A 12,013-nucleotide genomic window follows, 5' to 3' on the forward strand; every position below is an offset into this window, starting at 1 on the left:
ACACACCTACAGTACATAAACAAAGACAAACAGACATAGCCAAACCACATCGACAAAATGCCAGTACCAGCTGCCTGCCTGAAACGCGAAGTGATCCTTAGGTGTAAAATGATCTTTTTGCCACACGGGCGAGCAGTATGATTAGGAACGTTGTCCCTAAGAAAACGTGCATGCCATGGAAACCCGTCAACAAGAAGAACGTGTTGCCATATATTCCTGATTGCAGAGTAAGATTCAGGTCCTGATAAGCATGAGCATACTCAACACCTTGGTAATAAAGGAAAAAGCCCGCCAGAACAATCGTAATTTCTAGCCATACAATCAGCGCCATGCGTTTGTTCTGCTCAAGACTCGTATGGGCCATATGCAAAGTGATAGAGGAAGTCAGAAGAATCAGGGTGTTTATCAGCGGAATTCCCTGCCATCCCATCGCTGTCGTTGTGACACCATCGGGTGTGGTCGTCAGTGGCCAAAGTGCTTCGAACGCAGGCCACAGAACCTCATGAGTCATCGCATTATTGCTCGCTCCGCCCAACCAAGGTACTGAGATCATGCGCGCATAAAACAGTGCCCCAAAAAAGGCGCCAAAGAACATCACTTCAGAGAAGATGAACCAACTCATTCCTTGCCTGAAGGAGCGAGAAATTTGCTCAGAATACTTACCTGTCATCGACTCGGTGATCACGTTGCTAAACCAACCTGCAAACATGTAGAGTAGGAACAGGAATCCAGCTAGAAGAATCAGCTTACCGAAGACACTGCCTTCGCCGCCTTCGGCCATGTTTTGCACAGTGACCCCTGCGCCAACCGCGATAAGAAACAGCGCAACCGCTCCGACAATTGGCCAGCTACTTTGAGCCGGAACATAATATGATTGATGTTTTGAACTCATGGCTTAGCTCCTTGCTGTGTGAGGTCGCCACTCGGCTCCATTCGTGCTACTTCAACGGGTTGAGGAACCTTATCCGTAATGTCGTAGAGGGTATACGACAGCGTTAACGTATGAATCGACTCCGGAATGTCTGGCTCAATGTAGAAGATCAAAGGCATCTCGGCTTTCGCCAGACTTTCCAGTGGTTGGTGATTAAAGCAGAAACATTCAATTTTATTGAAATAGGATGCCCCCATACCTGGTGATACCGAAGGGACGGCTTGACCGATCGTTGCCTTGGGTGACTGGTTTGTCGCTATGTAGGCCGTCTGAATCACTTCTCCAGGGTGCACATCCATTGACTGTTGCTTAGGTTCGAACAACCAAGGCATACCCTGATTTCTGTGGGCCATAAACTCAACTCGAATAAGACGTGATGTGTCAGGAACCATACCCTGTGGCTGTAGCGCAGACTCAGTATTGGTTTTTCCGTTGATTCCTAAAGCTTCGCACATCACGTCATATAACGGGACAAGCGCAAAACCAAAGCCAAACATCGCCACCACTGCTGCCAGCAGCTTTAAGGTTAATTGGTTATTGGATTGCTGTTGTCCATCCATAGCGCTTCCCTCAATCCACTTTCGGTGGGGTAGAGAATGTATGGTGCGGTGCTGGGCTTGGTACTGTCCACTCCAACCCTTCAGCACGATCCCACGGTTTCGCCTCAGCTTTTTCTCCTCCACGGATACACTTAATCACTAACCAAAGGAAAATTAGCTGAGACAAACCAAAGGCAAAACCACCAATCGACACTATCTGATTGATGTCGGCAAACTGAATTGCATAGTCAGGAATGCGTCGTGGCATCCCAGCTAAGCCAAGGAAATGCATCGGGAAGAATAAGACGTTGACCGAAATTACTGAGCACCAGAAATGCCACAAGCTCAACTTGTGGTCATACATATTCCCCGTCCATTTCGGTAACCAATAATAAGCAGCTGCCATAATCGAGAATACCGCCCCTGAGACCAACACATAATGGAAGTGCGCGACCACAAAATACGTATCGTGATACTGGAAGTCTGCAGGAACAATCGCCAGCATAAGCCCGGAGAACCCACCGATGGTAAACAGAATAATGAAAGCAATGGCAAACAACATTGGTGTCTCGAATGTCATCGCGCCCCGCCACATTGTAGCCACCCAGTTGAACACTTTGACCCCAGTGGGCACCGCAATCAGCATGGTGCAATACATAAAGAAGAGTTCGGCGAAAACGGGCATCCCTGTCGTAAACATATGGTGTGCCCAAACCAAGAATGACAAAAGCGCGATACTACAAGTGGCGTACACCATCGAGTGGTAACCAAACAATTTTTTACCACTGAACGCAGGAATGATGGCCGACACGATACCGAAAGATGGCAAGATCATGATGTACACTTCGGGATGACCGAAGAACCAGAAGATATGCTGGAACATCACAGGATCGCCACCACCCGCGGCATCAAAGAATGATGTGCCGAAGTACTTATCGGTGAGGACCATAGTCACCGCCCCTGCTAGCACCGGCATGACGGCTATCAACAAGAAAGCAGTAATCAACCAAGTCCAGACAAACATCGGCATTTTGAACCAAGTCATCCCTGGCGCTCTCATGTTGACGATGGTGACGATCACGTTGATTGCCCCCATGATCGAGCTGATCCCCATGATATGAACAGAGAACACAAATAGCGCGGTACTGTCAGGTCCATAAGTTGTAGAAAGAGGCGCGTAGAAAGTCCAGCCAAAATCAGGGCCCCCACCTTCCGTAAACAACGAAGCAATCAGGATTAGGAATGCAAAAGGCAAAATCCAAAAACTGAGGTTATTCATCCTTGGTAACGCCATATCTGGCGCGCCAATCATCATCGGAATCATCCAGTTGGCTAAACCAGTAAAGGCTGGCATAACCGCGCCAAACACCATAATCAAGCCATGTACGGTCGTCATCTGGTTAAAGAATTGGGGCTCGATCAGTTGTAAACCGGGTTGGAACAACTCGGCACGAATAATCATCGCCATCGCTCCACCGGTCAGAAACATAATGAAACTGAACCAAAGGTAAAGCGTCCCGATATCTTTGTGGTTGGTGGAATAAATCCAGCGGGCTATGCCAGAAGGCGCTTCGTGATGATCATGATCATCAATAGCAATCGCACTGTTTGCTCTTCCTAACTCGGCGTCAGCCGCTGGTGCTGATTTGATTGATTCAGAATTCATTGACTCAGGTTTGGACGTTTTCATTGTCCCTCCTTGGATGCCTTAAATGCATTCACATCGGATGCCTGCACCAACTCACCCGTACTGTTTCCTAAACCATTACGTTGATAAGTCACCACAGCCGCAATCTCTTTGTCCGAGAGCTGGTTGGCAAAAGCCTGCATAGCGGTGCCGGATCGACCGTTAACCACGATATCGATATGCTTGTCAACATCGCCCGTCGCAATCTTACTGCCTGTAATCGCTGGGAATGCCCCCGGAATACCCGCGCCACTAACCTGATGGCAGACGGCACATCGGTCGACATACACTTTTTCACCTATCGCCATCAATTCTTCTTGTGATAAGGATGCAGTGAGGGAAGCCGCTGCCTCTTGCTTTGCTTGCTCAATTTCAGCTTTTTTCGCTAGTAACCAAGCGTCGTATTTCTCTTCTTCCATGGCATGAACGACGACTGGCATGAAGCCATGAGCTCGACCACATAGCTCTGCACACTGACCGCGATATACACCCGGTTCATCGATGCGGGTCCACGCTTCGTTGATAAACCCTGGGATAGTGTCTTTCTTAACTGCAAAGTCAGGTACCCACCAAGAGTGAATTACATCATCGGAAGTCAGGAGGAATCGTACTTTTCGGTTGATTGGCAACACCAAAGGGTTATCAACTTCAAGAAGATAATGTGCGCCTTTGTCTTCTATACCGTCAATCGCTTTTTGGCTGGTTGCTAACAAGCTGAAATACTCGACATCTTCTCCGAAATAACTGTAGTGCCACTTCCACTGGGAACCGGTGATCTTTATCGTCAGGTCAGATTGAGAAGTATCCTCCATTGCAACCAGCGTACGGGTTGCCGGGATGGCCATGAGAATAAGAATGATGATGGGGATGACGGTCCAGATCACTTCCACTTTGGTGCTCTCATGAAAGTTGGCGGCCACTGCTCCTTTTGACTTTCTGTGGTAGTACATGGAATAGAACATTGCTCCGAACACCACAACAGCAATCGCGCAACAGATATAGAATATGAGCATGTGTAAGTCATAAACTTCATTACTGATACCTGTCACACCTTTGGTCATGTTCAAGGCGTTTTCTTCAGCATTAACTGAAGCAGCAAAGCCAACACACAACAAATTGAACAGTTGCCATAGTGAAACCTTTATTCTTTTCAAAAGACCTCTCCTCTGCCTGAGGCATCATCTCTGATGATTTAACCAAGGCGCCCTTTAGCAACAACGACGCAAAAAAGTCCTAATGGCCCAAAGGGTGCGGAAAATTCCTTGTAAACAGCAAATTCGATGTGATTTGTTATAGTTATGTTAATAAAAACTAGTTGGCGTTTACTAATAGTGCAAGAAAGTGCTAATGGAAATGTCGGTAATTTAACCAATATAAATTGAAGATTGATCACAATATTTGGTTTAGCGATTGCGCTCTCTCAAATGATAATCAATATCACTTAATATCCATCCATTAATCCCCAGATGTCATACACTTGGGATAACGTTAGTCAAAGGTAGAAATAAGTTATGATGGAACAAGTTACTCGTTGGTTGGAAAAAGATCCGGACCCACGTACTCGTGAAGAGCTTCAACACTTAATTGATGAAGAACAATATCAAGAACTAACAGATCGATTTAGTCAAAGGCTAGAGTTTGGAACAGCGGGTTTGCGCGGCAAGGTCGGCTGTGGTCCAAACCGAATGAATCGACTTGTTATACAAGAAACTGCTACAGGCCTAGGTCAATATCTGATTGAGCAGGTACAAAACGCAAAACATCGTGGTGTGGTGATTGGTTATGATGGCCGCCCAGATTCCAAGCAGTTCGCTCATGATACCACCTCTGTATTGACCGCTTTAGGTATCAAGGTGTACCTGACACACGATGTCGCAGCGACACCTATTGCTGCATTTGGTGTTCGTCATTTTAATGCCGCCGCTGCTGTTGTCGTCACGGCCAGCCACAACCCACCAGAGTACAACGGCTTTAAAGTGTATTGGGAAAATGGCGCTCAAATCATCCCTCCTCATGACTCTGGTATTGCGGGAGAAATCGACGAAGCCGCTACAAAACCCATCCCTCTGATGAACCTTGATGATGCAGAAAAGCATGATCTTCTCGTGTGGCTTAAAGAAGACTACTACGAGACTTATCGCCAAACGATGAATGGCAACCCACTGCTGGCTAATCATCAACAACCAGAAGCGGTTGGCGTAGCCTATACCGCAATGCATGGTGTGGGTGCTGACATGGCAGAAACACTGCTGAAAGATGCAGGCTTCACCAAAATCTACAGCGTTGCCGCGCAACGTGAGCCCGATGGTTCTTTTCCGACGGTGAACTTCCCTAACCCTGAGGAAGCTGGCGCCATGGATATGGTGGTCGCGTTGGCAAAAGCGAATAACGCCGACATCGCTTGTGCCAATGACCCAGACGCAGACCGTTTTGCGGTCGCTGCTCGTCGACCCGATGGCGAATACCAGATGCTAACGGGAGATCAGGTGGGTTGTCTATTTGGCCACTACCTACTTAGCCATACTGATGCAACTAAACAGTTGATTGGTAATACTATCGTGTCTTCAACATTGCTTGAGAAAATTGCACTTTCTCATGGCGCTGAGTACTACCAAACTCTGACGGGTTTCAAATGGCTGACTAATATCGCTATGCAAAAACAAACCGCAGAGAAACAGTTCCTGTTCGCTTATGAAGAAGCACTGGGCTACACAGTGGGCAATAAAGTGTGGGATAAGGATGGCTTGTCTGCTCTGGTCGCTTTCTCTCAGCTAACCGCCGAACTTAAGCGTCAGGGTAAAACGGTGTGGGATCAATTGGAAAACATTTATCGCGAGCACGGTATGTACATCAATGCTCAACATAGCACTGCGCTCGATCCAAAAGCCCCACCTGTTGGAGACAAACTACGAGCCGCGCAGCCAAGTCAAATCGCAGGCCGTAAAGTCGAAGTGATTGAAGATTTGAAACTTTCAACACGAACCTTTGCTGATGGCAACGCTGAATCTATTGACTTACCAGCTAGTGACGTTCTGATCTATCACCTTTCTGGCGGGGCACGTGTCATCGTACGTCCATCAGGTACAGAACCTAAGCTGAAGTGCTACTACGAAGTCGTCGAAGCATTTGCTGCAGCAGATAGCTTCTCCGTAGCGGAAGAAAAAGCGGAGCTTGCGCTGGATATGCTCATCAGTGAACACCAAACAAGTTTGGATCACTAAAGAGAAACCATCGAAAACACTGGTTTACAAAGCGGCTCGAATAGCCGCTTTTTCAATATCTTAATTCTTATTTCAACTCCAAGCACCCGCAAACTGACGAATATGGTAAAGTGCAGCTTCCACTTTCCTCTAGTGATTGAATCATCATGAAGACCATTTTATCTGTCACCCCTGTTGGGGTGCGTTATATGTTGCTTTCGGCGCTCGGTTTTGCCTTGATGTCAGCCTGCGTCAAATACGTGAGCAACTATGGTATTCCCTTGTTTGAAATTGTTGCAGCTAGGGCATGCGTTTCGTTGGTGATCAGTTATCTGGATGTTAAACGCAAACGTATTTCAGTGTGGGGACACAATAAGCCACTTCTTATGCTTCGCGGTGCAGTCGGCACAATCGCCCTAATGTGTGTTTACTATTCAGTCACAACCCTTCCTCTAGCAGAAGCCACCATCCTTCAATATGTGCACCCGGTGTTTACTGCCTTGCTTGGCGTGCTGTTCCTCAAGGAACGCATTCAGTTTTCAACCATGATATGCATCGCGCTTTGTTTAGTGGGTTTAGGTGTCATGGTTCAACCGAGCATGCAAACAGCCGATAGCTCAAACCTCCCGCTATTTAGCGTGATGATGGCACTACTCGGTGCGTTTGGCAGCTCTATTGCTTATGTTATTGTCCGTCGATTAAGCCAAACAGAGGACAGTTCAGTAATTATTTTCTACTTCCCACTGATGGCCCTACCTACTTCTATCGTTTTGCTCGGCGATGATTTCGTCTGGCCCAGTCTCTTTTTAACCACGATGCTAATTCTAGTCGGTGTTTTCACTCAGATAGGTCAGCATGGTTTAACCAAAGCGATGCAAACTCAGGCTGCGGGTAAAGCTTCGGCCTATTCCTACGTACAAATTGTTTTTTCTGCACTACTTGGTGCCTGGATATTCAATGAAGCACCTTCTAACTGGACCTACTTAGGCGGCTCACTGATTGTTATCGGTGCATTAATTAACGTTTTCGGCCATCAACTCAAGCCATCATTGCTTCGAGTAAAATAGCTTCAAATCAATACACGGGGTCTATACTTATATGAGTCAAGACAACCAAAGCGCCCCATGATGAATCTACCAATATGTTTTTGCCTGCTGATTCTGCTAACAGGCCTTAACAAAGCATTAGCGACTACTTCGGAGTTAAGGAATGAACATTTAAGTATTTGCGGAGATTCTATTGACTGGCCTCCCTATACTTACCTAGATGGAGAGGATGTGAAAGGTTTCGATCTAGACGTTCTGAACCACGTTTTGCTACCGCAAAGCATCACATTTAATTTTACCATGACATCATGGAGCCGCTGCCTCAAAGGGGCGAAGAGTGGCGAGTTTCAAATAGCAGTCAGCGCATCCCACTCAGAGGAGCGTGCCAAGCATTACCTATACACTGATTGGTACTACAATATCACGCCATACTACTTATACAAAAATCTCGATTTCCAAAAGGTCTATCCATCGATGATGTTGCAGAGCTAGACCAATACAAGGTGTGCGGCATTCATGGCTATAACTACGGCGACTTCCAACTTAAAGAAGTTGAACAGTACACACACAGCATGCACGAGCTCATCACAGAACTGAAACAGCAGCGATGCGATGTGATCCTTTCATGGAATGAGATACTCGATGGAATTCAAAGCGTTTGGGGCATTAATTACGTCAGCGAAGACATTGAGTCTAAGCCCATTCCAAATATGGCTAAGCATAAATTTCACATGCTGATTTCGAAACAGTATGAACATGCTTTGTCGCTTAAGAAGCTCCTCGATAAAGGCTTAAAAGAATTCCAAACCAAGTGAACTGGACGCAGAAGCGGAAGATATACGCGAGTTTTCGTCAACCATGGTCTCTATTGTGGTATCGCAGCGATATCTGGTATGTCTTACGTAAACAAGGCTCTCGGGCAGCCTGTATTTGCTGCCCCGACTTATTTGATCTACAGTAAACGCCTTCTCAACCCCGCTTTTTCAAGGATACGGGTTGAAATCTCTTCCACCGACAGTGATGAGGTATTGATGTAAGGAATGGCTTCACGTCGGAATAATGCCTCAACACTCTCCAATTCATTGATACACTGCTCGGTGCTGGCATATTCACTGCCCGCCAAGCGGTTCTCTCGAATTTCGGTCAACCTTTCAGGATCAATCGTCAGGCCAAACAGTTTATGACGATGGATTTCGAATTCTGGTAATAGTCTTAGGCGACGAATGTCTTCTTCAATGAATGGGTAATTCACGACTCTTAGGCCAAATTGCATCGCCATATAAAGACTGGTTGGTGTTTTGCCGCTTCGAGAAACACCCAGCAATATAATATCGGCCTCGTCCATGCCCTTGAGCGTAATGCCATCATCATGCGCCAAGGTGTATTCAATCGCCGCGATACGATCAAAATAAGTATCTGAATCTTTGCTCACACTACGCGAACGCTGTAGTTTGGGTTTGGGCTCAAGCTGAATGTCATCTTTGACTTGTTGGACAATACTCGCCAGCACATCGTAACTAAACGCAGGCGCTGTCAATAGTTTCTGCTTGATCTCTGGAATAACGATGGAAAAAAACACTAAAGGCTTCACACCAGTGTCTTGATACGATAGTTCAATCTCCTTCAGCAGATCCGCTAACTTGTCTTCACTTTCAACAAACGGAAACGTTTTCTCGTTGGTGTTCAACGGGAATTGGCCCAAAACAACATGGCCTAATGTCTCACACGTTATGGCTGTTCCGTCAGAAACATAGAATACATCACGACTTTGAATATCAATTTGCATGTTTTATTTAAACTTTAAAATTCTTTTGAGTAGGATGGTCAACATAATATCGATAATAAAACCCGGCTGACAATTACGCCCCCACAGCTTTGAAAATTTGTTGAGAATTTTTTTGAGCCTTTGCGTAATCGTTTGCTTTATCCCTACAAAGCTGCAATGTTTCTGGAGAAAGACATGCAAAAGAACACCCTCTGGTTCAATAGCCTATCCATGGAAGATGTCGACAAGGTCGGCGGTAAAAACGCTTCACTTGGAGAAATGGTTTCAAATCTATCGAATGCTGGCGTTTCAGTACCGAATGGTTTTGCTACTACCTCTTACGCGTTTAACCAATTCCTTGATTATGAAGGTCTGGATGAACGAATCCACCAACTGCTCGATGAACTAGACGTTGAGGATGTAGAAGCTCTGCGCAAGACAGGTGCCACCATCCGTCAATGGGTTTTAGAAGCTCCCTTCCCTGCTGACCTAGAGCAGGATATTCGTAGCGATTATCAACAACTGATTGAAGGTAATACAGAACTTTCCGTCGCCGTTCGATCTTCAGCAACTGCTGAAGATTTGCCGGATGCCTCATTCGCGGGCCAGCAAGAAACATTTCTTAATGTAAAAGGTATCGATGCTGTACTTGAAGCAACGAAACACGTTTACGCTTCTCTGTTTAACGACCGCGCTATCTCCTATCGTGTGCACCAAGGTTTTGACCACCGTGGTATCTCACTGTCTGCGGGTATCCAGCGCATGGTGCGCTCAGATAAAGCCTCTTCTGGTGTTATGTTCACCTTAGACACTGAATCTGGCTTTGATCAGGTTGTGTTCATCACTTCCTCTTGGGGTCTAGGGGAAATGGTCGTTCAGGGCGCCGTAAACCCAGACGAGTTCTACGTTCACAAGCCAATGCTTGAAGCGGGTCAGCATCCGATTGTTAAGAAGACGTTCGGCTCTAAACTTATCAAGATGATCTACTCGACCAACCAAGAAATTGGCAAGCAAGTCGACATCATTGATACCTCTACAAAAGAGCGTGAGCAGTTCTCTCTGAATGACGAAGAGATCAAAGAACTGGCAAAACAAGCGATGATCATCGAAAAGCACTACCAGCGTCCGATGGATATCGAGTGGGCGAAAGATGGTATTGATGGCAAGCTTTACATTGTTCAAGCTCGCCCAGAAACCGTATGTTCTCAAAGCGAACAGAACGTGATCGAGCGTTACGAGCTAAACAACAAAGCAGAAGTTTTGGTTGAAGGCCGTGCTATCGGTCAGCGTATCGGTTCTGGTCCAGTACGTCTGGTTGACTCGCTAGACCAAATGTCTTTGGTTCAAGATGGCGACGTACTAGTTACTGATATGACTGACCCAGATTGGGAACCAGTGATGAAGAAGGCCTCAGCAATCGTTACCAACCGTGGTGGTCGTACTTGCCACGCAGCTATCATCGCACGTGAGCTGGGTATTCCAGCAATCGTTGGTTGTGGCGATGCCACATCAAAGCTGACAGACGGCGCGACCGTGACGGTTTCTTGTTCTGAAGGTGAGACAGGCTATGTTTATCAGGGTGAACTTGATTTTGAAGTCAAGCGCTCTGCAGTTGACGAACTGCCACTGCTACCAACCAAAGTGATGATGAACGTCGGTAACCCAGATCGAGCCTTCGACTTCGCGCAGATTCCAAATGAAGGTGTTGGCTTGGCGCGTCTGGAATTCATCATCAACAAGATGATTGGTATTCACCCGAAAGCACTACTGAACTTTGACGCACAAAGTGACGAGCTAAAAGCAGAAATCACTCAGCGCATTCGTGGCTATAAAGATCCTATCGATTTCTACGTCAGCAAGCTGACTGAAGGTATCGCGACTATCGCTGCGGCATTCTGGCCAAAACGCGTCATCGTCCGTATGTCTGACTTTAAATCCAACGAGTACAGCAACCTAGTTGGTGGCAAAGGTTACGAACCACATGAAGAAAACCCTATGCTGGGCTTCCGTGGTGCGTCACGTTATATCTCACCTGTATTTGAAGACTGCTTTGAGCTAGAAACTCAAGCGATTAAGCGTGTTCGCAATCAGATGGGTCTGAAGAACGTTGAAATCATGATTCCATTTGTGCGCACTCCGAGCGAGGCGGCCTCGGTCATCGATCTTCTTGCGAAGTTCGACTTACGCCGCGGCGATCAGGGCCTGAAAGTCATCATGATGTGTGAACTACCATCTAATGCTGTGCTAGCAGACGAATTCCTCAAGTACTTCGACGGTTTCTCAATCGGCTCAAACGATATGACTCAGCTAACACTCGGTCTAGACCGAGATTCAGGTGACGTCGCTCACTTGTTCGACGAGCGTAACCCTGCTGTAAAAGCCATGCTACAAATGGCTATCGATGCTGCGACTAAAGCTGGTAAATACGTCGGCATTTGCGGTCAGGGCCCATCTGACCATGATGATCTGGCTGAATGGTTAATGGCGCAAGGTATCAGTTCCGTCTCTCTCAATCCGGATACTGTAATTGATACTTGGCTCAAACTTGGCCAGGTAAGTGGTAAATAGTACAGAGCAATAATCGACCAAAAACCGCCTATTTTGATTGGGCGGTTTTTATTTTCACAATTAAATCACTGGGTATATTTTCTTGATACGCCGAATTGCTTGATTTCGATATTTTTAAGTTCTATCCACTCTAAAATCACTTAACACCCTATCCAACCTAGTGCCTTTAGGACCAAATTTATGGGTCCTAACTCTATTATTCAAAATAAAAATAAACAATACACTTAATTCACGGTTGCAACATAATTTCAATCAAATTAACATCAGCAAAACAAAA

At 46.2% G+C, this 12,013-nt stretch carries 7 protein-coding genes and 2 pseudogenes; 4 read left to right on the forward strand and 5 right to left on the reverse strand.

The window, feature by feature from the left end; translation table 11 throughout:
* Positions 1–6: 6 nt before the first annotated feature.
* The 4 genes and pseudogenes from KW548_19010 to coxB all read right to left on the reverse strand — a co-directional run bounded on the left by KW548_19010 (position 7) and on the right by coxB (position 4,311).
* Positions 7–892 (reverse strand): annotated as a pseudogene (locus KW548_19010) (cytochrome c oxidase subunit 3).
* On the reverse strand, positions 889–1,491 hold the full coding sequence (locus tag KW548_19015) for a cytochrome c oxidase assembly protein (protein ID QXX09161.1): 603 nt from the start codon (positions 1,489–1,491) through the stop codon (positions 889–891). Before KW548_19015 ends, KW548_19010 begins: the two are co-directional and overlap by 4 nt.
* A 10-nt stretch (positions 1,492–1,501) precedes the next feature.
* Positions 1,502–3,160, reverse strand: coding sequence for a cytochrome c oxidase subunit I (gene ctaD / locus KW548_19020; protein QXX09162.1), 1,659 nt, complete (start codon positions 3,158–3,160; stop codon positions 1,502–1,504).
* Positions 3,157–4,311, reverse strand: a complete 1,155-nt coding sequence (gene coxB, locus KW548_19025) for a cytochrome c oxidase subunit II (protein QXX09163.1) — start codon at positions 4,309–4,311, stop codon at positions 3,157–3,159. The genes ctaD and coxB overlap by 4 nt, the downstream gene beginning before the upstream one ends.
* A 357-nt stretch (positions 4,312–4,668) precedes the next feature.
* Here coxB and KW548_19030 point away from each other — a divergent pair, with 357 nt between their 5' ends.
* From KW548_19030 to KW548_19040, 3 genes and pseudogenes are all read left to right on the forward strand, one after another.
* Complete coding sequence (locus KW548_19030) at positions 4,669–6,378, forward strand: phospho-sugar mutase (protein QXX09164.1); 1,710 nt, start codon at positions 4,669–4,671, stop codon at positions 6,376–6,378.
* 188 nt (positions 6,379–6,566) lie between these two features.
* Positions 6,567–7,424 (forward strand): DMT family transporter, encoded by an 858-nt coding sequence (locus KW548_19035; GenBank protein QXX09466.1) that lies wholly within the window; start codon positions 6,567–6,569, stop codon positions 7,422–7,424.
* Between the two features lie 60 nt (positions 7,425–7,484).
* A pseudogene (locus tag KW548_19040) lies at positions 7,485–8,218 on the forward strand (transporter substrate-binding domain-containing protein).
* A 137-nt stretch (positions 8,219–8,355) separates the two neighbouring features.
* On the opposite strand, the gene KW548_19045 reads toward KW548_19040, so the two are convergent.
* A complete protein-coding gene (locus KW548_19045; protein ID QXX09165.1) occupies positions 8,356–9,189 on the reverse strand; it encodes a kinase/pyrophosphorylase in 834 nt (277 codons plus the stop codon).
* Between the two features lie 174 nt (positions 9,190–9,363).
* Here KW548_19045 and ppsA point away from each other — a divergent pair, with 174 nt between their 5' ends.
* The gene (gene ppsA, locus KW548_19050; GenBank protein QXX09166.1) at positions 9,364–11,736 is read left to right on the forward strand and encodes a phosphoenolpyruvate synthase; all 2,373 of its coding nucleotides are present in this window, start codon (positions 9,364–9,366) and stop codon (positions 11,734–11,736) included.
* Positions 11,737–12,013: the final 277 nt, after the last annotated feature.

Origin of the sequence: Vibrio neptunius, assembly GCA_019339365.1 — a bacterium.
GTDB lineage: Bacteria > Pseudomonadota > Gammaproteobacteria > Enterobacterales > Vibrionaceae > Vibrio > Vibrio neptunius.

Excerpts from the sequence above, each read along its gene's own strand:
- KW548_19035 (QXX09466.1), top strand. The coding sequence starts at position 6,567 with ATGTTGCTTTCGGCGCTCGGTTTTGCCTTGATGTCAGCCTGCGTCAAA.
- KW548_19015 (QXX09161.1), bottom strand. The coding sequence starts at position 1,491 with ATGGATGGACAACAGCAATCCAATAACCAATTAACCTTAAAGCTGCTG.
- KW548_19030 (QXX09164.1), top strand. The coding sequence starts at position 4,669 with ATGATGGAACAAGTTACTCGTTGGTTGGAAAAAGATCCGGACCCACGT.
- KW548_19045 (QXX09165.1), bottom strand. The coding sequence starts at position 9,189 with ATGCAAATTGATATTCAAAGTCGTGATGTATTCTATGTTTCTGACGGA.
- ppsA (QXX09166.1), top strand. The coding sequence starts at position 9,364 with ATGCAAAAGAACACCCTCTGGTTCAATAGCCTATCCATGGAAGATGTC.
- ctaD (QXX09162.1), bottom strand. The coding sequence starts at position 3,160 with ATGAAAACGTCCAAACCTGAGTCAATGAATTCTGAATCAATCAAATCA.